Source organism: Flavobacterium denitrificans DSM 15936 (assembly GCF_000425445.1).
In the GTDB taxonomy this organism is placed as follows: domain Bacteria; phylum Bacteroidota; class Bacteroidia; order Flavobacteriales; family Flavobacteriaceae; genus Flavobacterium; species Flavobacterium denitrificans.
Map to the genome: position 1 here is coordinate 41,545 of NZ_AUDL01000004.1, position 23,541 is coordinate 65,085.

Sequence of the window (23,541 nt, forward strand, 5' to 3'; positions counted from 1 at the left end):
CTAATTAAAAAAATGAGCGGTATCTACCTCCATATTCCTTTTTGCAGACAGGCTTGTCACTATTGCGATTTTCATTTTTCTACTTCAATGAAAAAGAAAGACGAAATGGTTTTGGCATTAGCTAAAGAAATTGCTGTGCGCAAAAGTGAATTTGATACTGAAACTGTTGAAACCATCTATTTTGGTGGAGGAACTCCTTCTGTTCTGCCAAATGACGAAATCAATTTTTTAATTTCTGAGGTTTATAAAAACTATAAAGTTGTCGAAAATCCAGAAATTACGCTTGAAGCCAATCCGGATGATTTGTCTTCTGAACGAATTTTAGAATTATCGAAAAGTCCGATAAACCGTTTAAGTATTGGAATTCAGTCTTTCTATGAAGAGGATTTGAAGATGATGAATCGTGCTCATAATTCGGCGGATGCCAAAAAATGTTTGGAAGAAGCAACAAAATATTTTGATAATATTTCGCTTGATTTGATTTATGGAATTCCAGGAATGACCGACGAAATGTGGCGACAAAATATTCAAACGGCTTTAGATTTTGGCATTCCGCATATTTCAAGTTACGCTCTAACGGTTGAACCTAAAACGGCTTTGAGCAAATTAATCCAAACCGGAAAAATTGCTGCACCACAAGATGAAGTCGCTTCTAATCACTTTATGATTTTGGTTGAAATGCTTCAGAAAAATGGTTTTATTCATTACGAATTATCCAATTTTGGGAAAGAAAATTATTTCTCTAAAAACAATTCGGCTTACTGGCTGGGTAAAAAATATATTGGAATTGGGCCTTCGGCACATAGTTACGACGGCAAAAAACGAGGTTGGAATATTGCGAATAATTCGCTTTACTTAAAAGCAATTCAAAACCATGAACTTCCTATTGAAACTGAAGTTTTAACTATTTCAGATCGTTATAATGAATATATTATGACGGGTTTACGAACCATTTGGGGCGTTTCTTTAGATAGAATTGAAAATGAATTCGGATCGGAATATTTGGATTATCTGAAAAAACAAGCTCAAAAATTCTTAAGCGACGATTTCCTTTCCATCGAAAACAACATTCTAAAACCAACTCCAAAAGGAAAATTTTTAACGGATGGAATTGCTTCAGATTTATTTTATCTAAATTTGGATGAATAAAAATTAGCCACGAAGGCACAAAGGCGCAAATTTATTAAACTTTGTGACTTAGCGTCTTTGCGGCATAAAATCCAAATTTGTGTTAGCAAAAATCAACAACTTCGAAATCGACTTATCAAAACCTATCGATATCTCTATTCCATTAACCAATACAGATGAAAACCCGATTGCTTGGTATATCGAGAAACCATCTATTGAACCTGTAGTTTTTGGCGATTGGATTGGAAAAGTTTCTGAAGGAAAATCATCTACGAATTTCAATAATATTTTCTTCAATCCGCACGGGCATGGAACGCATACGGAATGTTTGGGACATATTACGAATGATTTTTATAGCATTAATCAGTCTTTAAAACAGTTTTTCTTTTTTGCTGAATTGATTTCGGTTACACCAGAAATAATTGGTGAAGATTTGGTAATTACTTTAGAAAATATCTTGACCGCGCTTAATGCCACATTAAAATTAGGAATTCCTAAAGAAGCTTTAATCATCAGAACGCTTCCCAATCAAAAGGAAAAAAAATCACGAAAATATTCCAATACCAATCCGCCTTATTTGTCTGAAGACGCTGCAATTTTCATCCGCGAAAGCGAAATTCAGCATTTACTGATCGATTTACCAAGCGTTGATAAAGAACATGACGAAGGGAAATTATTAGCACACAAAGCTTTTTGGAATGTAAAAGACACGCATAATCTGAATGCTGATGCCCGATTGAATGCAACAATCACCGAAATGATTTATGTACCAGACGAAATTGAAGATGGAAATTATATACTAAATCTTCAAATCGCTTCGTTTGAAAATGATGCAAGTCCGAGCAAGCCAATTTTATATAAAATTTAATTCGATCGCCACGAATTACAATAATTTTCGCAAATTTCTTTTTTTGTTTTGCCACTCCTGATAGCTATCGGGATAAAAAGATTTACACAGATTTAATCATTTTTAATACTTTAATCTGTGGCAAAAAATAAATTGGTGTCAATTCGTGTAATTCGTGGCAAAACAATAACAAACTATGATTAATGTTTCAACTGATAAAACAAAATTAGACGTTCCGTTTATACAAAACTTCCTGAAAGATATTTATTGGGCTGCGGGAAGAACTATTGAGGAAGTCCAGCGTACAATTGATGCTTCGGTTTGTTTTGGAATTTATTTGAATGACAAACAAATTGGTTTCGCCCGCGTAATCACCGATTATGTGGTTTTCGCTTATTTAATGGACGTTTTTATTACAGAAGAACATCGCGGAAAAGGTTATTCGTCAATTCTAATTGAAGCGATGATGAAAGAACCGCAATTGCAGGAAGTCAAAATCTGGCGATTGGCAACCACTGATGCTCATTTTTTATATGAGAAATTCGGATTTACAAAACTGAATCATCCTCAAAAGATGATGGAAAAAATAATATAACAAACACTAATTTCACTAATTGGCACGAAACAATCCAATTAGTGAAATTTGTGCAATTCGTGTTAAATCATAACTTTTATAATATGAATTTGGAAACCTATTACGAATATTGCCTTTCAAAAAAAGGAGTGAGCGAACATTTTCCTTTTGATGAAGATACTTTGGTTTTTAAAGTAGGCGGTAAAATGTTTGCTTTGTCTTCTCTTTCTCAATGGGAAAAAAATGAAGCTTCGGTGAATTTAAAATGTGATCCGGACCGAGCCGAAGAACTCCGCGCCGAATACGACGAAATAAAACCAGGCTTTCATATGAGCAAAGTACATTGGAATACGATTGCTTTAAACGGAAACTTGCCTGATAAATTTGTGAAAGAACTCATAGATCATTCGTACGAATTGGTTTTCAAAAGCTTAACAAAGAAAATTCAAAATGAAATAACTGACTCGAGGTAAAATTTTTACCGAACAGGCGGAGCAATTAGAAAATTAGGCATTACATTTGCAACGAAAGAAAAAACTCAGCTGCTTAGTAGCTTAGCAACTTACAACCTTTAAAAAAATGAAAGAACAATTTAAAAAATTTCTGAACGAAGAACAAGATCCAAAAGCGATTGAAAAAATCACTTCGAAACTTACAGATTTATTAATGAAAGGCGAAGAAGTTGGATACATTGCAGTGCAAAAAAAGCCTGCGATTACTGTTTTTCCTGACAGCATTGTATTAACGAATAAACGTATTATTATTTGCAAGCCTAAAAATTTAGGTCTTTCTATGGATTTCACCGATTATACTTGGGACGATATTGCAAGCACTTTTGTAAAAGAAAATATTTTAGGTTCTGAGTTTTCATTTGGAACAAAAACAGATTTAGCTGTTTCTATCGATTATATCCCAAAAATTCAGGCTAGAAAAATTTATACTTACGCTAAAGAGCAATTGGATTTATTGAAAAATCCGGTTCAAGCTGGAACTCCTGTTCAAGAAGCTGTTCAAGTAGAAGAACCTGTTTTTGAAGACGAAGATGAAGTTGAAGAAGTAGAAACAGAAGAAGTGACAAGCTTCGCAGAAATTTTGCCTGCAACGCCAGTCGTTACAGAAACTTACGAACCGCTTCCAACGCAACCTACACAACCAGCAGGAGAGCGCAAATTAAGTGATTTGTCTAAAGAAGAACTTTTTGACAAATTACAGAATTACAAAAAACTTCTTGATAATGGATTGATTATGCAAGGAGAATATGATGCTTATAAAAAAGAGATTTTAAGTTATATGTAAAATTAGTCTTAAAGTCAAAAGTCGAAAGTCGTAAAGTCTTTTTGCTTTGTCTAAAATCAAAAGCCAGAAATAGAAATTCTATTCTGGCTTTTGATTTTTAAGTCTGTAATTCGACTTTATGACTTTTGACTTTCCAACTTTCGACTATAGCGTAGCTTTTTGCTTTTCTACAAATTTATGCGATTGTAGTTCCAGCAATTCTTTTGCATTTTTACGTTGCAAGTCGAAAAGGCCTTTATCTTCAGCGATATCAGCATACACTCTGTCGTGCATTTCGGCGCTGGTTTTTACTAGTAAATCGCGTTGGTATTTATTTTGTGCCAAAGTCGCTTTCATTGCAGTTTCAGCTTCTTCTTGTTTGAAATCGAATTCGCCTTTTGGTGCTAATAATTTGGCGATAATTGGAGAGGTTTCAATTGCTAAAAACAATAGCATAATGAAAAATGACGGCAACCACGGCAATTTGTTCAATGCGTTGATACGCGCCATTAATCCGTCGAAACCTTCAATGATTGGCTGGGTTTGCGAAACTTTTTTGTCTAAATCAGCTTGCAGTTGTTTCCCGATTTTCTCTTTCTCAGCAATTTTTGCTTCGTTTGTTGTTTTTAAGGCTTCGTATTCTTTTAAAGATGCGTCGTGTTTTTCTCGCTTTTCTTTGTAAACTGGACCTTTTCCTAATTTCTTAGTTCCCGCAGTTCCTTCGGCTTCTGTAATATAAGTAGAATATAAAGCGTTCACTTCTTTTTCTTTCTTTACAATATCAGCTTTTAAAGCAGCAATCTCAGCTTTATTCTTATCTAAATCCGTTTTGAAATAAGTTCCAATTTGTTTTTTATTGGCCAATTCCATTTCGTTTTTCTCTTTCAATAAAACGGTATTGATTTCTTTTTCGAAGATTTTAATTTCCAAAGGTTTTGAAATTACAATCGCAATAATAATTGCCAAAGCAATTCGAGGTGTCGCTTGCAGGAATTCATCGATAAAACGATCTCTCTTTTTAATCGTAGAAACGATAAATCGGTCCAGATTAAAAATCAGCAAACTCCAAACAAATCCAAAAATCAAGGCGGGATAAATAGAATCGAAAACAGTAAAAAGTGCATAAGCACTCGCTAAAAATGCCATTACAGCAGTAAAAAATACAGTGGCGCCAATTCCAACATATTTGGTTTGTTCGCCTTCTGAACAATCTTTCAAGAGATCTCGGTCGACTCCTGAACATAGGATAAAAAATTGTTTTAACATGATTGATGATTTTTGATTGTGATTGAGAGAACAAATTTAACGCCAAAAATTTAATTATGAGTTAAATAGTTGATTTGTTTTCATTTGCGCTTTAAATTATTTCAAATTAACAAGTGTTACTTTAACATTAATAAGTTTGCTTTTTATTGGACTAATCATAACACTATGTTAATTTTTTTCAAGTTTTTAAATAACATTAAGGTTCTAGTTTCGCAGGAAATTAAACTAAAACACAATGAAACAAATTTATTTATTAGTAACTTTTATGCTTTTAGCCTTTTCCGGTTATGCCCAAAAAGGAATAATTTCTGGAAAAGTATTAGATATTGACGACAAACTTCCTTTGCCTGGAGCGATGATCCAAATCGTAGGTGAAAACAAATACACGGTTTCAGATTATAATGGCCGTTTCGAATTATTAAATGTAAATACAGGAACTTATAAAGTTGAAGTAAAATATATTGGATACACATCTATCACAAAAGAAATAACAGTTGAACAAGGAAAAAACAATGTAATTGATTTCGCCCTAAAAACTTCAGGAACTGAATTGAATGAAGTTGTGGTTGGAGACATTTTAAAAGGTCAAGCCAAAGCGCTGAATCAGCAAAAAAACAACAAAAACATTGGAAACGTAATTTCGTCTGACCAAGTTGGGCGTTTTCCTGACGCCAATGTTGGAGACGCTTTAAAACGTGTTCCGGGTATCACCATGCAAAATGATCAAGGTGAAGCACGTAACATCATTATTAGAGGTCTTGCGCCTTCATTGAACTCGGTTACTTTAAATGGCGACCGAATTCCATCTGCGGAAGGAGATAACAGAAACGTACAAATGGACTTGATTCCGTCTGATATGATTTCGACTATCGAAGTAAACAAAACACTTACATCAGATATGGATGCTGATGCGATTGGAGGTTCTGTAAACTTGATTACGAGAGCAACTCCAAACGGCGAAAGAATTTCTGCAACGCTTGCCGGAGGATATTTACCAATTCGTGAGCATGCTTCTTATACTGCAGGCTTAGTTTACGGAAATCGTTTTTTCGACAACAAACTTGGAGCAGTTTTCAGCGGTTCTTATAATAATGTAGATTACGGATCTGACAATATTGAAAACGAATGGGTAAAAGATGATTTCGGAAATGAATATCTGCAAGCTTCAGAAATCAGAAAATATGATGTTCAACGTATTCGCCGAAGCGGTTCTATTGCTTTAGATTATAAATTTGACGAAAACAATACCATTTTTGCAAATGCAATCTACAACTGGAGAGATGATCGTGAGAATCGTTTCAGAACTACTTATGATGATATTGAGCCAATTTACAACGGCGAAGAAATCACTGGTTTTGAAGGTCGTGTAAAACGCCAGACAAAAGGTGGCGTTGACAACAACAGAAACAAAAACAGAAGATTAGAAGATCAGCGCGTGCAAAATTATTCACTTCGCGGAGAGCATTTAATCAATTCAACTTTAGATTTGGATTGGTCTGCTAATTATGCAAAGGCGAGAGAATATCGTCCGCAAGAACGTTATATCGAATACCGTCAAAAAGGTTTGGAAATGATGGAAGATTTATCTGATCCAAGATTTCCTTTGATGACTACAGTTGGCGAATCTACAGACGAATTCAAATTTGATTCGGTTACTGAAAATACAGATGAAACAAGCGAAAGTGAATTTGGAGCAAAAGTAAATATCCGTTTTCCTTTCTCTGTAATTGCTGGAGAAAAAGGAAGATTGAGAACAGGTTTGAGACTTCGTTTGAAAGAGAAAGAAAGAAACAACTCGTTCTATTCTTATGAACCAATTAATGACGGAATGGAATTATTATCTGAAGTTCCAACTTCTTATTTTGATGGTAAAAACTTCAATCCAGGAAGCAAATATGTACCGGGAACTTTTGCTTCGGCAGCATTTTTAGGAGGTTTGGATTTAAACAACTCTACTTTATTTGACAAGGAGGCTGATCCAGCAGAATATTTAGCTGTAAACTACAATGCGAAAGAAAGCATCTACGCAGCTTATGTAAGATGGGATCAGGATTTTAACGATAAACTTTCTATGGTTTTAGGTTTCCGTGTTGAAAATACTCATATTGATTATACTGGAAATAGAGTTTTGGATGAGGAAGAATTAGAAAGCCAAATCAATACAAAAAACACTTATACTAATTTATTGCCAAGTATTTCATTTCAATACAACGCTACTAAAGATTTAGTTTTAAGAGCTGCTGCTACAACTGCCTTGGCGCGTCCTAACTATTACGCATTAGCTCCATACGTAAACAACATTGCTGCTGACAAGGAAATCACAGCTGGAAATCCAGATCTTGACGCAACATATGCATACAATTATGATTTCATGGCCGAGAATTATTTCAAATCTGTTGGTTTGATTTCTGGAGGTGTTTTCTACAAAAAATTACATGATTTCATCTATAATTATAGCGACAATCAATATACAACTGAAAAATTTGCTGCAGATTTCCCTAACCAAATTAATCCAATTCCAGAAGGAGAAAACTGGTCATTTTTACAATCTAGAAACGGAGATACAGTAGACGTTTATGGTTTTGAGGTTGCTTTTCAACGTCAATTAGATTTCTTGCCAGGTGCTTTCTTAAAAGGTTTCGGTATTTATTTGAACTATACTTATACAAAATCTAAAGCAAAAGGAATTTCTGATGAAGATGGAAATGAAAGAAATGATATCAGTCTTCCTGGTACAGCGCCACACATGTTCAACGGATCTTTATCTTGGGAAAACAAACGTTTTTCTGCGAGGGTTTCAACCAACTTCACATCTGATTATTTAGATGAATTAGGATCAGAATCTTATAAAGACAGTTTTTATGACAAGCAATTTTTCTTAGATGCAAATGCTTCTTATAAAATCACGCCAAAACTTCGTGTTTTTGCAGAAGCAAATAACTTAACAAATCAGCCTTTGCGTTACTACCAAGGCGTTGAAACAAACACAAAACAAGCTGAGTATTACCAAGCGCGTTACAATTTCGGATTGAAACTAGACTTGTAAAATCTGTTTTTTAAAATTCTTAAATTAGACAGAGTTTAACGACTCTGTCTAATTGCATTAAAATATCATACCAATGAAAAATAAATCTCTAGTTGCTCTTTTACTTTTAGCGGTGTCCTTTACTGCTTGTAAAGACGACAAATTAGCGCCAATTCAGCCAAATGCAGTTAAACCAACAACTGTTACGCAAGCTTTGCCTCACGATACAGATGACCCATCAATATGGATTCACCCAACTGACGCTTCAAAAAGTATAATCGTTGGAACTGATAAAGACACAGACGGCGGATTATATGCTTTTGATTTGAATGGAAAAATCCTTAAAAAATCAATTCCGTTAAAACGTCCAAACAATGTTGATATCGCTTACGGATTAATTATCGACGGAAAAAAAGTAGACGTTGCTGTAACGACAGAGCGTGAAGAAAATAAAATCCGAATTTTCAGCTTACCTGATTTAGAACCAATTGATAATGGCGGAATTTCAGTTTTTGAAGGTGAAGCGCAACGTGACCCAATGGGAATTGCTTTATACACACGCCCAAGTGATGGAAAGATTTTTGCTGTTGTTGGAAGAAAAACGGGACCTTCAGGAAGTTATTTATGGCAATATGAACTTTCTGGTTCTGGAAAAAATGCCACTGCAAAAGTAGTTCGTAAATTCGGAGCTTACAGCGGCAAAAAAGAAATTGAAGCAATTGCTGTAGACAATGAATTAGGATCGGTTTACTACTGTGATGAACAATTCGGAATCAGAAAATACAAAGCAGATCCAGCTTTAAACGACAATAAAGAATTGGCTCTTTTTGGTCAAAAAGATTTCAAAGCAGATCATGAAGGAATTGCAATCTACAAGAAAACAGATTCGACCGGATATATTTTAGTTTCAAATCAGCAAGCAAATTCTTTTATGGTTTATCCGAGAGAAGGCTCAAAAGGAAATCCAAATAGCTATTCTTTATTAGCAGAAATTCCAACTTCTACAATTGAATGCGACGGTGCCGATGTTACAAATGTAAATTTAGGTGGAAAATATAAAAACGGACTTTTTGTAGCGATGAGCAACGGAATGACTTTCCACTATTACGCTTGGGATTTGATTCAAAAACGTATTGACGAAGCTAAAAAATAGGCATTCAGTCACCGTTTTCAGTCGCAGCGCCCTTTTCAGTGTTTATTTTATTTTTTTGCTACGATTGGAAACAAACAAAAAAGCTGTTCATAACGAACAGCTTTTTTAATTTTGAATTAGTAATTGCCCCTTTATTCTGTAATCGGTGCTCCTGCTAAAATTTCAGCATTTGCAAATTCTTCAAATTTGGCAAAATTAGCTTTGAATTTCTGAGCTAATTCTAACGCTTTTTTATCGTATAAATCTTTATCTGCCCAAGTATTTCTTGGATTTAAAATTTCCTCTGGAACATTTGGACAAGATTGTGGTTTTGCAATTCCAAATACAGCGTGATCTTTGTACTCTACATTATCCAGTTCTCCGTTTAATGCCGCAGTAATCATAGCACGAGTATATTTTAGTTTCATTCGGCTTCCAGTTCCGTAAGGACCGCCTGTCCAACCTGTATTGATCAACCAAACTTTTACTCCTGCATCTTTCATTTTTTTGCTTAACATTTCAGCATATTTTGTTGGATGCAAAGGCATGAAAGGCGCTCCAAAACAAGCAGAGAAATTTGGCTGTGGTTCTGTTACACCAGCTTCAGTTCCAGCAACTTTTGCAGTATATCCAGAAATAAAATGGTAAGCCGCCTGACCTGGAGTTAATCTTGAAATTGGAGGCAAAATTCCGAAAGAATCTGCCGTCAAGAAAAAGATATTTTTAGGATTGTGTCCAATTGATCCCGGCTGAATATTATCAATATGTGTTATTGGGTAACTTACACGCGTGTTTTGAGTGATCGAAACATCATCATAATCCACTTCGTTAGTTCCTGCTTTGAAAACCACATTTTCTAAAAGCGCACCTTTTTTGATTGCTCTGTAAATGTCTGGTTCATTCTCTTCAGAAAGGTTGATTACTTTCGCATAACAACCGCCTTCAAAGTTGAAAACTGAATTTTCGCTTGTCCATCCGTGTTCGTCGTCTCCAATTAATTTACGCTCTGGATCTGCAGATAAAGTTGTTTTCCCTGTTCCAGATAATCCGAAGAAAATCGCAGTATCTCCATTTTTTCCAACATTCGCACTACAGTGCATTGGAAGTGTATTTTTGAAAACTGGCAAGATGAAATTCAACGCAGAGAAAATTCCTTTTTTCATTTCACCTGTGTAACCCGTTCCGCCAATAAGTGCGATTTTTTTAGTAAAATCCAAAATTGCGAAGTTAGACTGACGCGTTCCGTCAACAGCAGGATCTGCCATGAAACTTGGCGCGCAAACTACTGTCCATTCTGGAGTAAAGTTTGCCAATTCAGACTCTTCTGGTCTTAAAAACATATTGTAGCAAAACAAGTTTGACCAAGCCGTTTCGGTTACAACACGAACATTTAGTCTATAGTTTGCATCAGAACAAACGTATGAATCACGAACAAAAACTTCTTTGTCTGATAAAAAATTTGTTACCTTATTATATAGTTTTTCAAAAGCTTCTGGTGCAAAAGGAATATTTACATTTCCCCACCAAACTTTATCTTCTGTAATCGCATCTTTTACAATAAAACGATCTTGTGGAGAACGTCCTGTAAATTCACCTGTATTAATAGCCAATGCTCCTGTTGAGCTTTCGACACCCTGGCCTGATTGTAAAGTAATGGCATGCAATTCATCTGGGGATAATTGATAGCGAACTTTAGCATTTTCAATTCCTAATTCTTTTAACGAAATCGATTGCGAGAAAAGTGTGTTAGTGTCCATAAATTTTAAGTTGTGTGTGATGTTTGATAGAATGCAAAATTACAGATTTATTGTAAATCCTTTAAAAATATTTCAATTTCACTTTAATTTATGTCAAAAAAGCAAAATTTGAACTTTAAATTCAATAAAATAAAAAAATAAGAGCTTCTAATTTGTTATCTTATAACCTTTTGCGTCAATTTGTTATATTTTTCTCTTTTTAAAGTGAAAAACAAAATAAATTCACACAAATACGATTATATGTTATTTATGAGACAAAATTAAATATTAATTTTTAGATAGAATTTTTTATTCGGGATTTTATGATTTTTGCCTCAAAATAGTAACAAATAAGGTCAACCAAGCAATAATTAATAGCATTCCGCCTAAAGGTGTTGCGAATCCTATAAATTTAAAATCGAATAAAGTGAAGTTTTTTGTAGACAATAAATAAATCGAACCACTAAAAAGAACTACGCCCGCCACAACCAGATTATAAATGGTTTTCAAGGTTTTCTCGGAAATGTCTTTTCGAGTCGAAACGAAAAACAAAAAGAAAGCATGATACATTTGATAACGAACTCCAACTTCAAAAGTATTCAGCTCTTCTACAGATAAATATTTTTTTAGCAAATGAGCTCCAAAAGCGCCTAAAATAATAGCTAACATTCCGATAAAAGCTCCCGTCAAAACTATTGTTCTTTTCATGTTTTTGTTTTTCTAATTACCCCACAAAAATACTCAATACAATTAGAAAAAACCGTTTGCTTTTTCCCAAAAAAAGCGCAGAAACTGAAAAATTCATCTTTTAACTTATTTCAAAAATAAATTGCATTTTTTTTTATTCTATATTGTTATAATTATAACATTTTAATATATTTGTGTTATAAATATAAAACATGAGAAGCATATTAATTTTTGGAGCGGGCCGCTCAGCGTCGTCATTGATTCGTTATCTACTTTCAAAATCAGAGAGTGAGAACCTACATTTGATTGTGGCGGACTTGTCTTTGGCTTTGGCCGAAAAAAAGACACAGAAACACCCAAATGCAACTCCAATTGCTTTAGATATTTTTAATGCTGAAGCACGAAAATCGGCAATTGAAAAAGCTTCTATTGTCATTTCAATGCTTCCAGCACATTTGCATATCGAAATTGCAAAAGATTGTCTTCACTTTAAAAAACATCTTGTTACAGCATCTTATATTAGTGATGCAATGCAGGCACTTGATGAAGAAGCGAAGCAAAACAATCTGATTTTCATGAACGAAATTGGTCTTGATCCCGGAATCGACCACATGAGCGCCATGAAAGTGATTGATGAAATTAGATCAAAAGGGGGCAAAATGCTTTTGTTTGAATCTTTCTGCGGCGGCCTTGTAGCACCCGAATCTGATAATAATCTGTGGAATTACAAATTCACTTGGGCACCTCGAAATGTGGTTTTAGCAGGTCAAGGAGGCGCAGCAAAATTTATCCAGGAAGGAACTTATAAATATATTCCATACAGCGCTTTGTTTCGTAGAACGGAATTCTTAGAAGTGGAAGGTTACGGAAAATTTGAAGCCTATTCAAACCGAGATTCCCTTAAATACAGATCAGTTTACGGACTTGATGATATTTTAACTCTATACCGAGGAACTATACGGAGAGTTGGTTTTTCAAAAGCTTGGAACATGTTTGTACAACTCGGAATGACGGATGACAGTTATGTCATTGAAGATTCTGAAAACATGAGCTATCGCCAATTTATAAATTCGTTTTTGCCCTATCATCCAACAGATTCTGTGGAAATCAAAACCAGATTTATTTTAAAAATTGATCAGGACGATATCATGTGGGACAAACTTTTGGAATTGGATTTATTCAATCCAAACAAAAAAGTGAATTTGCCAAATGCAACTCCTGCCCAAATTTTAGAAAAAATCCTGACAGATAGCTGGGCACTAGAACCAGACGACAAAGATATGATCGTGATGTACCATAAATTTGGTTACGAGTGCAATGGCGAAAAGAAGCAAATCGATTCGAAAATGGTCTGCATTGGCGACGATCAAACTTATACTGCAATGGCAAAAACAGTTGGACTTCCGGTTGCAATGGCAACATTGCTGATTCTTAACGGAAAAATCACAACTCCTGGCGTTCAGCTTCCGATAAAAAAAGAAGTTTACGAACCAATATTAAATGAATTAGAAGAGTACGGCGTTATTTTTAACGAACAAACTGTGCCTTATTTTGGATACAACCCGGACTTGTTTTAGTCCCGTTTTTTGATTTTTATTTTTTAGAATTTTTTTTTTAGTTTATTTTATCCGCTTCTCTGATGCAAGAAGCGGATTTTTTCTTTTTAAGGTGCAAATTGACAATGATTCAGAGATTTTCAATCTTTGTTAATCCTAAATTTTTTTTAATTTCCAAAAATACTTGGTTCAAAATTAACCTTAGGATATGATGCTTTAATTACCTCCGCTTTTTTTGCTGCATCTTCATTTTGAATTGTTATAGGCAAATTATACTGCACACGCACTGGTTTTCCATTTGCAAGGCCAGGATTCCATTTTGGCGATAGTTTTAGTACACGAATTGCCTCATCTCCTATTCCAAATCCTAAATCTTTTACTATTTTAAATTCTGAAAGCGAGCCATCTTTTTCAATCATAAATTCCAAAAGCACTTTTCCTTCAATCTTAGCTTCGGCTGGCGTTTTGAAATTTTTACCTACAAACTTATAAAACTCCAATATACCGCCTGGATACTCTGGCTGTTTTTCAATTCCATCAACAACTGCAGGATTTTCTTTTTCTGGAGTTTTTTGAGTTTCAATTCGAACTGCTTCGTTTTTCACTTCCTCGGGATTCATTGGCCAGAAATCCATTTTTATAGGAACCGATTTCCAATCGGCTTTACCATAACTTGATGATGGCTGAAATTTTGGACTTGATTTTAAAATACGAAGCAATTCTGATGTCGCTTCTGTTTCTTTGCCATTAATCACTTTTACATCCTCAAGGCTTCCATCTTTTTTGAACAGAAATGAAATACTTGCAACTTCATCCTTTTTATCAATTCCATTAGGGCTTTTATAATTATTTTGAACATAATGTGATAATTTCAACATTGCACTTTGCAATGCAGGCTGATTTACCTTCATTCCTTCCAGATTATAACCAAAGCTTGTCATTATTTCTGGCAATTTTTCTACTATATCTTCATTTTTTTCCACGCCAACTTTCCAACCGGAATTTGAGCTACTTTCTGCAATTTGATTATTCGCATAAATATCATTAGCTGCCGAAATTTTCTGCGCTATACTTTCCCCGCAAATAAAGAAAACAAGTCCTAAGAATAAAGGGATAAGCGCAATCTTAGAAAAAAATATTTTTGTTTTTGAAACTGATTTTGTCATCATAATAAATCTTTTTTTTGTTACTGAATAGTTTAAATTACTAGTCAATCCAGAAATTGGATTTGTGTTCGCATGCTCAAGCAATAGATTTTGATAAAACGGTACATCGTTAAAAGAAGTCACCACATTTTCATCGGCAAGAAATTCATGATTGAGCTGCATGGCTTTTTTATAGAAAATAAAAAGCGGATTGAACCAGAAAATTGTTTTTAGCACCTCAACCAACAATATATCCAAAGTATGTTTTTGTGTTACATGAATCAGCTCATGCACATACAATTCCTCTTCAATTTTTCGGTTTTGATAATCCGTATTGTTTAAAAAAATGTAATTCAGAAAAGTGTGTGGAGACGTTTGTTCTTCCAACAAAACCAAATTGGCATTTTTAAACGGAACAGTCGTATTGGATTTTATTTCTGAAACAATCTTCAAAATATTTCGCACAAAACGAAAGAGCAAAATCATTGTTATCAATCCATATAAACCCCATAATGACAACATTCTATAATCAAAAGATTGAGCAACAACGGTTGACTGAATAGGAACATTCTGCATCATATATTTGTACGTCTGCACAGTGTTTTCTTCCGATGCGATTTCAATCGTTACAAAAGGCAGAATAAAAGAAAACACAAGGCTAAACAGCAAGTAAAACCTATTGAACTTGTGCATTTTCTGTTTCTCTAAAACCAAATGATAAATAACCAAAAGCACGAACAAACTCAAAGCTGATTTATATAGAAAGTCGGTCATTTTTTTTATTTTTTGAGGTTTTAAAATCTACTATTTAACTGAATTAAGAAATATTAAAATGCATTTATCTTCATCAATTGCCTTAGCAGGCATTTATATTTTTATGAATTCAACTATTTTATTTGCAATTTCATTTTGCCCATTTTCGCTGGTCAAATAAGCTCTGTCGTTATCATTTGATAAAAAGCCAATTTCTACTAACAATGCGGGACATTTTGAATTTTTAAGCACATAATAGTTTGCATCTTTAACCTCTCCTTTAGCAAGTTTTTGATCTGAGATTTTATCGACTAAATTTTTAGCGCTTTCCTTCGATTTTTCATAAAAAGCATTTTGTTTTGATACATATGCATTTACTCCATTTTCATTCACATTTTGTGAACTATTTACATGTAAAGAAATTACTAAACTTGGGTTTATTTGGTTAATTTTCGATACTCTTTCGCTTAATTGAATAAAGCTATCGTCTTTTCTAAGCAAAATAATTTCAACATTATCTTCGCCATTCAGTGCATTAATTTTATTCGCAATATTTGCTACAATTTTCTTTTCTTGCTCGGCACCAATTTGCGCTCCAGTATCTTCTCCTCCGTGTCCGGCATCAATTACGATAGTTTTTTTTCCGCTCAATGGCAATGGCTTGAAAGCAAACAATAAAAAGATTGTTAAAAGACCTAAAACAGCTAAAGACTGTATTACTAAAGCTCTTGTTTTTGAAGTGATTTTTGTCATCATGATAAGTCGTTTTTTAGTTGATAAAAAATTTAAATTACTAGTCAAATAAATTGGCTGAGAGCTACTTAATTTGTTGAGCAACAGGTTTTGATATAAGTAAACATCATTATGTGCTGTTATCACATTTTCATCTGCCAAAAACTCATGATTAAGCTGAATGGCTTTTTTGTAAAAAACAAAAACAGGATTGAACCAAAATAATGTTTTCAAAATTTCTATAAAAATTACATCGCGAGTATGTTTTTGCTTTACATGAGCAATCTCATGCGTAAATAATTCTTGCTCAATTAGCCCATTTTCAAAATCATTTTGATTGATGTAAATGGAATTCCAAAAAGAGTATGGCAACGTTTTTTCTGAAAGCAAAACCATTCGTATGTTTTGATACATTACGATTTTAGATACTTTTATCTTAGACGTGATGGTATAAATATTTTGAATAAATCGATAGCTTAACAGTAAAGCAATAGCAATATAAATGATCCATAAAAGAACAATCCAATAATTAATTTGTTCTGCTATACTTTTACTTGTCACTTTTTCTTCAATCGGAAAAGTGCCCGGCGTTATAGCCTGAAACCGAATTGCATTCTTTAACGCAACAGGAATATCGTGTTGAATTTCAAAAGATGCAAAAGGAACCGCTATTGAAAACAACAAACTGACTAATAAAAAGTATCTATTGAAGCGAAACATTTTTTCTTTTTGCAAGAACAAATGATAAACAGCCAAAAGAACACTTAAGCTAATTGTCGATTTAATTAAAAAGTCGGTCATTTTTTCTTCTTTTGAATTTCCGAGTCAATTATTTTCTTAAGATCTTCTAATTCTGACGCTGATAGATTTGTTTCAGTTGTAAAAAATGAAGCAAATTGTGATGCCGAATTATTGAAGAAATTGCTGATCAATCCTTTTACGTGTTTCGAAAAATAATCTGTTTTCTTCACCAAGGGATAATATTCTCTCGAATTTCCGAATTCATTGTAAGCAACAAATTTTTTGTCGATCATTCGCTTTAGCAATGTTGCAACAGTTGTTGTTGCCGGTTTTGGTTCTGGATAAGCTTCAAGCAAATCTTTCATGAATGCTTTTTCAAGCTTCCATAAATGCTCCATTAATTGTTCTTCTGCGTTTGATAATTGCATATTTTTTAAAGTTCTAAGGTTCTGAGATGCTAAGTTTTTTTCACAGATGAAATAAAAAACTGTAATCTATTTTATTTTTTGTTCTGAGATTAAATTGCCTTTGTCGTAATTTTTGATGCTTTTTAATTTTCCATTATCCGAGTAGAATTTCCATTCCCCAAAATAAAACCAATGCGTTTCAACCGAATTTGTTTCTAATTTTGTTTTCCCTTTTGATTCTAGTTTTCCGTTTTCGTAATAACTTTTGACAATGCAAATTCCGTTTTTATATTTCTCCGTTTTATAAAGTTTCCCGTTGATATACGATTTCCATTTTTTAACCGGAACATCGTGTTTGTAATATTCATACGATTTGTAAACAGTGCCGTCTTGTGTATAATTATCAATCCAAACACCTTCTTTTTTATGATCAATTTTTTGATTTATTGGTTTGCTCTTGCAGCTCAAAAGCATAAATCCGCAAAAAAATAACAAAAAAAGATTTTTCATATTTTGAATTCTACATTTATAGATGCTGTTCTACAAATGTAGAAATAAAAATCAAACATACAACTTTTATGGCAAAATTTTTATTCAATTAAGATATTATTTATTCTTTATCAGGCTCTTGAATAGAAATTGGAAGATGAAATTTAGCGGCTACTACTTGGCCGTTTAGCTTTCCAGGTATCCATTTTTGGGACAATCGTAGTACTCTCAAAGCCTCTTCACCTGTACCGTAGCCAAGATCTTTTACAACTTGCATATCGGTTAGTGAGCCATCTTTTTGTACTATAAAAGTAACGCGTATAGTTCCTTTTATCACAATTCCCGTAGGCGTTGAAGGCACTTTATAAAAATGACCACAAAATTTATAAAACTCCTGCATTCCTCCGGGATAAGTTGGTTTTTCGGTTAAATCTGATGTCAGATAATAGCCGTTTTGGGGCTTTATTTCATTACTTTTATTAATCTTAGGCAGCGTAATTTCTTCCGTTTCTGGTCCGATTTTTTTAAGTTTTTCGGCAATTTCTTCTTTAGATAATTTCCTGTTTTCAAAAAATACTTTTAGAACCGCTATTCTTTCTATTTCGTTAAGAGCAGTAAATTTCTTTTCTGCAACAAAAGCTCCTTCGTAATTTTTAATTTTAAAAGTAGTATTCGCATAATAGGCTTCGATGTCATTTCGCATTTTTTGTGCTTCCTCCGAAGTAGGCTTTGACTTTGCTTCCTGCGCGTTAGTTATAGCAGTGAAAAGCAAAATAAGAGCAAAACTCAAAACTATTTTCGTCTTAAAAACTAAATCTGATTTTGGGAGCATCGTGGTATTTTTTAGATATTTCCTGATAAAAATAACAATTAAATTGAAATTCAAATAATTAAATTCCAAATAGTTAGAAACAAAAAAAATCCGCTCATTGCTGAACGGATTTATATTGAGGCTAACTTTGTCAAAGTTCAAAACTTTGACAAAGTATCTAAACCTTAAAACTTAGTATCTTAGTGCCTTCGTGGCAAAAAAACTTATTTACTCAATTCCACAAAATACTTGTAAAACAACGGAATAGTTTCAATTCCTTTCAAGTAATTAAAGATTCCGAAATGCTCGTTTGGCGAGTGAATTGCATCGCTGTCTAAACCAAATCCCATTAAAATCGTTTTGCTTTTTAATTCCTTCTCAAACAAAGCCACAATTGGAATACTTCCTCCAGAACGAACTGGAATGGCAGGAACACCAAAAGTTTCTGTATACGCTTTGTTTGCTGCTTGATACCCTATGCTGTCAATTGGCGTTACATAACCTTGACCTCCGTGATGCGGATTAACTTTTACCGTAACTCCAGCTGGAGCAATGCTTGTAAAATGCTTTGTGAAAAGTTCTGTAATCTCTTCCCAATCCTGATTTGGAACCAAACGCATTGAGATTTTAGCGAAAGCCTTGCTCGCAATAACTGTTTTTGCGCCTTCTCCAGTATAACCGCCCCAGATTCCGTTTACGTCTAATGTTGGACGGATGGAGTTTCTTTCGTTGGTTACATATCCTTTTTCACCGTAAACATCAGCGATGTTTAAAGCATTTTTATATTTTTCTAAACTAAAAGGTGCTTTTGCCATTTCGGCTCTTTCATCTGCAGATAATTCCTGAACTTTATCGTAGAATCCTGGAATCGTAATATGATTGTTTTCGTCGTGAAGCGAAGCAATCATTTTTGCCAAAATATTAATTGGGTTCGCCACTGCTCCACCGTACAATCCTGAATGCAAATCACGGTTTGGACCTGTAACTTCAACCTCAACATAACTCAAACCTCTTAAACCAGTAGTGATAGATGGTTGTTGGTTCGAAATCATTCCGGTATCAGAAATCAAGATCACGTCGTTTTTCAGTTTTTCTTGATTGCGTTCTACGAACCAAGCCAAACTTGCGGAACCTACTTCTTCCTCACCTTCGATCATGAATTTTACGTTGCAAGGCAAAGTGTTGCTTTGTACCATTAATTCAAGCGCTTTTACGTGCATGTACATCTGACCTTTATCGTCACATGCTCCACGAGCGAAAATTGCACCGTCAGGGTGAATATCTGTAGTTTTGATAACCGGTTCAAAAGGTGGTGAAGTCCACAATTCTAATGGATCTGGCGGTTGAACATCGTAGTGTCCGTAAACTAAAACTGTTGGAAGATTTGGATCTATTATTTTCTCTCCGTAGATAATTGGGTAACCTGGAGTGTCGCAAGTTTCGACAAAATCACATCCTGCTTTTGATAAACTTTCTTTTACAGCCTCTGCTGTGTCAATAACATCTTGCGAATATGCAGTGTCGGCAGAAACCGACGGAATCTTTAATAATTCGATCAATTCATTGATAAACCGATCTTTATGTTGTTGAACGTAGGACTTAATATTTTCCATTTAAATTATTTTTATAGAAACCCAAAAGTACGAAAAAGAGAATTAATAATTTTTTTGAAATTTTTCTTTGAATATTCGAAAGTATGCTTATCTTTGCACCCACAATTACCGCGGATATGGCGAAATTGGTAGACGTGCCAGACTTAGGATCTGGTGCCGCAAGGCGTGTAGGTTCGAGTCCTATTATCCGCACCTCTTGGGACAAGTCATCAAATGATTGACTTGTCCCTTTTTTTTTAGAACATAACTTCTTGTTTATCAATATCATAAGAGCCAAAGCTTCATTAACACGCGTGGTTCGAAAGCTAAATCCGTCATATATTAATTTTTCAGGGAACATCGAACCAATTATTTTTCTTTGCTGTATAACAGTACCATTTTCGTATAAATTATCAAGGTGAGAAATATTTGAACTTGCAAGTTCTAGAAGCGGCTCTACATTGACAGCTGGGACTAACTTACCGGTTAATTCAGCCTCACTTCTAAGTATTTTTTTATCTATATCAGCTTTTATTGTCCGATAGTCATCAGCTTCGATATCTCCGGAAAGAAGCAAATCACGTGCTTTGGATAATCGATTATTTGCATCTTCTAACTGTGCTTTTAATTCTAGAACTCGTGAGTTTTGTCCTTGCATTCTACTTTTAAAAACCGATGAAATTGTATCTCTATACAATCTCAATGCTGGTAAGGGTCTGACATACCTTTTAATTTCATCAACAATAATTTCGTTTACTAATTCAGCTTTAAACCTTACTCCGCACGATGATGTACAATGATAATAACGATAATATTGGCTACGGCCTTTTGAGGCACTTCCTGTTAATAATTTTCCACATTCAGGACAAAGTAAGAACCCTCTTAAAGGCAGGTGGCTATCTACAAATATTTTAGTTCTCATTATTTTTTTTCGGCCGTCTAAAATATCCTGAACATCATAATATAGTTCTTCAGATATTAAAGGTTCATGCTGACCAGGCGCCATATAGCTTTCTTCATCTTTATGTTTTGGAATAAATATTTTACCACAATACATTGGATTTCTAATCGTATGCCAAAAATTACTTTTGCTAGATTTTAAGCCTTTTTCTCTCACAGTTTTCCATATCTGTTCCGTATTTAAGTTTCCACGGCCAAGCTCTGTAAATGCCCATTTCATAATTTTGGCTTCATCTTCTTTAATGGCAATGTATTTTTTGCCATCTTCTGAAACCTTATTAGTATATCCTAATGGCGCCAATCCCATGTAGCGGCCTTCCTTTTTAGCCCTGCGCATTCCATGGAAAACATTTAATGCTCTACGGTCGTTTTCCACTTCCGGAGCAGCGAGGTAAAACGCGAGCATCATTTTGTTTTCAGGTATGGAAAGGTCTAAAGGCTGTTCGACAGCTTGTGGTTCAACACCCAGCCTGCGTAACGTACTTATCATTTGGTAAGCGTCGCCCGCATTTCTGCTAAATCTGTCCCATTTCGTAAATAGTATCAGGTCAGATTTCCCCTTATGTTTTCGTAATTCTAACAGCAATGTACTCCACGAAGGCCTTTTAAAAGTCTTAGCCGAATGATCTTCGTAGATTACTTTACGTACTTGTAAATTATTAATTTCACAATATTTACGTAAACGCTCTTCCTGGTCTCGTTGTGAATAACCTTTATCCGCCTGCTCATCGGTACTTACCCTGATATATAAATCTGCTATTTTCATGATTCCAAAATTTAAGTCTGCTAAACTCGTAAGTTAAACGTCTGTTTAACAATATTATAGCTACAAAATTACAAAGAATCATTCAGATTTAAATATTGATCAACAACTATTTCACTTATTAAGTAAAGAAAATCTAATATAATTTTAGCTTCATCAATTGTAACATCTATCCCATCTTCACCTAAAACCAGTTTTGCTTTTTCTGGGCTTATTTCATCTGTTGTATTATCCTTCATCATTCACCTCGCTTAGCTTGTTAAGTGATGCGAAGCTCGGAAGCATTTATTTCAATTGTATAAAAGCGGTAGACAGAGTGATTCTTTGGCAGTCGATGTCCGGTTTAAGCGATAAATTTATTAGGATAAATTTTCCAGATTTTGCATTGGTATTATATTTTTATATAATTTAATCCTTTAAGATTTTTAGAGCTAAACAAATCGTTAATAGAGTCTCTTTCAATACAAATCGTTGTTTTCTCGTCAAAGCCCAAACAAGTAACATGAGGAGTTTGCGATGGTGAAACGTTTATACCGCCTATCATAATTTTTTCGTTCCAAATTGAGTGAAGCGAAAATTTATAATCAGTATTAATTTTAATTCTATTATTACGCATAGTACTTTCCTTTTTTGAGACAATCTTAAACCATCTGTTATCCCTTTTAGCATAAATAAGATAGTAATTGTTAATAGAATCAATCTTGCGAACTGTAAAAATGGAGTCCGATTTGGCAGTACTTGTGAATTGATCGGATTTCTTAGAACTAATTTTTTGAGCGCATGATGCGAGATAACAAAAAGTCACGAGGATTAATAGTGAGAAAAAGCGAAAATATGTTTTCATAGTTTATGGATAAGTCATTATAGTTTGTGGAGCTCTTGTGCCTTGTTGAACAGTATAATCAACCCGAGTAGCTCCTGTAAATGGAGATTGAAGTTGATTACCTTGCGCATCATAAACATTTTGATTAACTGCCATATTTTGTGGAGTTGCGGCGTTATGTGCCCGCATATATACACTACTTGGATTAGCTGCGTCAGCATTCGTCGCTGGGCCAACAGAAGTTCCAGAAGCTTGTGTAATCAATGCACCCTGATAAGATTCAGTGACCTCGTGGAGTGTAAGTGATCCAGATGTTCCAAAATAATTGTCGGCGGTAGATAGAACGCCAGGATTGATTTCCTGTTGCGTACTAACTGTATTTCCGCCTCCTAATAAAGGATCACCAGCAGTTACCGTATTGCCCATGAAAGCTCCGCCAATATACAGGTTTCCTGTTGATGTTGTTTTAGTGTTTTCTGCTACGACATTTACTGTAATAGATTGACTATCCACAGCATTTACTAACTGTGCTGCACCTGCTGTAAGCGGACCGGTACCAGTTTGTGTGTAACTAACTTTGCCAGCGGAATTCATCGATAATGTCAATTGTCCTTGCACTGAATTTTGTAATTCTTGCAAGGCCGCCTGGCTTTGTGTACCCGTTATAATGACTTCATCCGGAGCCATTCCTGTTGGATCGTTGAATCTTAGTGGATTATTAAAAACAAAGGAGTATGGAGACCAATTTGTAAACTCCTCACTTAATGGGTCAGGAGAAAGCCATCTGCTTGGCATATCGCCCGTAGGTCTTGCATATATCCCGTTTATTGTATCTGGTGCAGCATTGCCTACAATTTCTTTTTTATCTACATGAAAACGAATCGAACCAATTGTAACGATACTGTCAAGGTCATGGACTTCTAGATATTTGCCTTTGCTCAATGTAGCCACTTTAGCTTTATACCCGAATTGCTTAAATGGGTTTGCTGCATCAATATTCTTTTGTCTTCGGGCTTGTTCTTCTTTTGAGAGCTTCTCTTGGGCAGACACTGTTCCCACTGCCAAAAGGAGAAAAATTAAATAATAGAGTTTTCTCATT

20 protein-coding genes, 1 tRNA gene and 1 pseudogene are annotated in these 23,541 nt (G+C 34.5%); 9 read left to right on the top strand and 13 right to left on the bottom strand.

Annotation, left to right across the window (positions count from 1 at the left end):
• Positions 1-12: 12 nt before the first annotated feature.
• The 5 genes from hemW to H600_RS0100215 all read left to right on the top strand — a co-directional run bounded on the left by hemW (position 13) and on the right by H600_RS0100215 (position 3,845).
• Positions 13-1,149: a radical SAM family heme chaperone HemW gene (gene hemW / locus H600_RS0100195; RefSeq protein ID WP_026726899.1), complete on the top strand. Its 1,137-nt coding sequence runs from the start codon at positions 13-15 to the stop codon at positions 1,147-1,149.
• Between the two features lie 79 nt (positions 1,150-1,228).
• Positions 1,229-1,996, top strand: a complete 768-nt coding sequence (locus tag H600_RS0100200; RefSeq protein ID WP_026726900.1) for a cyclase family protein — start codon at positions 1,229-1,231, stop codon at positions 1,994-1,996.
• 175 nt (positions 1,997-2,171) lie between these two features.
• Positions 2,172-2,570 carry a GNAT family N-acetyltransferase gene (locus H600_RS0100205; RefSeq protein WP_026726901.1) on the top strand — a complete coding sequence of 133 codons (399 nt, stop codon included), beginning with the start codon at positions 2,172-2,174 and terminating at the stop codon, positions 2,568-2,570.
• Positions 2,571-2,653: 83 nt separating this feature from the next.
• Positions 2,654-3,022 (top strand): MmcQ/YjbR family DNA-binding protein, encoded by a 369-nt coding sequence (locus H600_RS0100210; RefSeq protein ID WP_026726902.1) that lies wholly within the window; start codon positions 2,654-2,656, stop codon positions 3,020-3,022.
• A gap of 106 nt (positions 3,023-3,128) precedes the next feature.
• The gene (locus tag H600_RS0100215; RefSeq protein WP_026726903.1) at positions 3,129-3,845 is read left to right on the top strand and encodes a PH domain-containing protein; all 717 of its coding nucleotides are present in this window, start codon (positions 3,129-3,131) and stop codon (positions 3,843-3,845) included.
• Positions 3,846-3,989: 144 nt separating this feature from the next.
• Here the strand turns inward: H600_RS0100215 and H600_RS0100220 are convergent, their stop codons facing one another.
• The gene (locus H600_RS0100220) at positions 3,990-5,090 is read right to left on the bottom strand and encodes a DUF4407 domain-containing protein (RefSeq protein ID WP_026726904.1); all 1,101 of its coding nucleotides are present in this window, start codon (positions 5,088-5,090) and stop codon (positions 3,990-3,992) included.
• A gap of 235 nt (positions 5,091-5,325) precedes the next feature.
• Between H600_RS0100220 and H600_RS0100225 the strand changes: the two genes are divergently transcribed.
• Together H600_RS0100225 and H600_RS0100230 are read left to right on the top strand one after the other, a co-directional pair.
• Positions 5,326-8,136: a TonB-dependent receptor gene (locus H600_RS0100225; RefSeq protein ID WP_026726905.1), complete on the top strand. Its 2,811-nt coding sequence runs from the start codon at positions 5,326-5,328 to the stop codon at positions 8,134-8,136.
• Positions 8,137-8,209: 73 nt separating this feature from the next.
• Complete coding sequence (locus H600_RS0100230) at positions 8,210-9,268, top strand: phytase (protein WP_026726906.1); 1,059 nt, start codon at positions 8,210-8,212, stop codon at positions 9,266-9,268.
• A 131-nt stretch (positions 9,269-9,399) separates the two neighbouring features.
• Here the strand turns inward: H600_RS0100230 and pckA are convergent, their stop codons facing one another.
• Positions 9,400-11,004 (bottom strand): phosphoenolpyruvate carboxykinase (ATP), encoded by a 1,605-nt coding sequence (gene pckA / locus H600_RS0100235; RefSeq protein WP_026726907.1) that lies wholly within the window; start codon positions 11,002-11,004, stop codon positions 9,400-9,402.
• Between the two features lie 300 nt (positions 11,005-11,304).
• Entirely contained in the window at positions 11,305-11,691 is a 387-nt protein-coding gene (locus H600_RS0100240) for a DUF423 domain-containing protein (protein ID WP_026726908.1), read from the bottom strand.
• A 191-nt stretch (positions 11,692-11,882) separates the two neighbouring features.
• Between H600_RS0100240 and H600_RS0100245 the strand changes: the two genes are divergently transcribed.
• Entirely contained in the window at positions 11,883-13,247 is a 1,365-nt protein-coding gene (locus tag H600_RS0100245; protein WP_026726909.1) for a saccharopine dehydrogenase family protein, read from the top strand.
• Positions 13,248-13,393: 146 nt separating this feature from the next.
• Here H600_RS0100245 and H600_RS22420 read toward each other — a convergent pair whose 3' ends face one another.
• From H600_RS22420 to H600_RS0100275, 6 genes are all read right to left on the bottom strand, one after another.
• A complete protein-coding gene (locus tag H600_RS22420) occupies positions 13,394-15,145 on the bottom strand; it encodes a M56 family metallopeptidase (RefSeq protein ID WP_051234329.1) in 1,752 nt (583 codons plus the stop codon).
• 93 nt (positions 15,146-15,238) lie between these two features.
• Positions 15,239-16,657 carry an N-acetylmuramoyl-L-alanine amidase gene (locus tag H600_RS22425; protein ID WP_051234330.1) on the bottom strand — a complete coding sequence of 473 codons (1,419 nt, stop codon included), beginning with the start codon at positions 16,655-16,657 and terminating at the stop codon, positions 15,239-15,241.
• Positions 16,654-17,025, bottom strand: coding sequence for a BlaI/MecI/CopY family transcriptional regulator (locus H600_RS0100260; protein WP_026726910.1), 372 nt, complete (start codon positions 17,023-17,025; stop codon positions 16,654-16,656). Before H600_RS0100260 ends, H600_RS22425 begins: the two co-directional genes overlap by 4 nt.
• Positions 17,026-17,091: 66 nt before the next feature.
• Positions 17,092-17,514, bottom strand: a complete 423-nt coding sequence (locus tag H600_RS0100265; RefSeq protein WP_035108207.1) for a toxin-antitoxin system YwqK family antitoxin — start codon at positions 17,512-17,514, stop codon at positions 17,092-17,094.
• A 100-nt stretch (positions 17,515-17,614) separates the two neighbouring features.
• Positions 17,615-18,325: an energy transducer TonB gene (locus H600_RS22430; protein ID WP_051234331.1), complete on the bottom strand. Its 711-nt coding sequence runs from the start codon at positions 18,323-18,325 to the stop codon at positions 17,615-17,617.
• A 203-nt stretch (positions 18,326-18,528) separates the two neighbouring features.
• Positions 18,529-19,917 carry a dipeptidase gene (locus tag H600_RS0100275; RefSeq protein WP_026726912.1) on the bottom strand — a complete coding sequence of 463 codons (1,389 nt, stop codon included), beginning with the start codon at positions 19,915-19,917 and terminating at the stop codon, positions 18,529-18,531.
• Between the two features lie 110 nt (positions 19,918-20,027).
• On the opposite strand from H600_RS0100275, the gene H600_RS0100280 reads away from it, so the two are divergent.
• Positions 20,028-20,109 (top strand) — tRNA-Leu (locus H600_RS0100280).
• 526 nt (positions 20,110-20,635) lie between these two features.
• Here the strand turns inward: H600_RS0100280 and H600_RS23145 are convergent.
• From H600_RS23145 to H600_RS21685, 4 genes and pseudogenes are all read right to left on the bottom strand, one after another.
• A pseudogene (locus H600_RS23145) lies at positions 20,636-21,622 on the bottom strand (recombinase family protein); the annotation flags it as partial.
• 68 nt (positions 21,623-21,690) lie between these two features.
• Entirely contained in the window at positions 21,691-21,861 is a 171-nt protein-coding gene (locus H600_RS22815) for a hypothetical protein (protein WP_157509856.1), read from the bottom strand.
• 149 nt (positions 21,862-22,010) lie between these two features.
• Positions 22,011-22,235, bottom strand: coding sequence for a hypothetical protein (locus H600_RS22820; RefSeq protein ID WP_157509857.1), 225 nt, complete (start codon positions 22,233-22,235; stop codon positions 22,011-22,013).
• 231 nt (positions 22,236-22,466) lie between these two features.
• Complete coding sequence (locus tag H600_RS21685; protein WP_051234332.1) at positions 22,467-23,540, bottom strand: RHS repeat-associated core domain-containing protein; 1,074 nt, start codon at positions 23,538-23,540, stop codon at positions 22,467-22,469.
• Position 23,541: the final 1 nt, after the last annotated feature.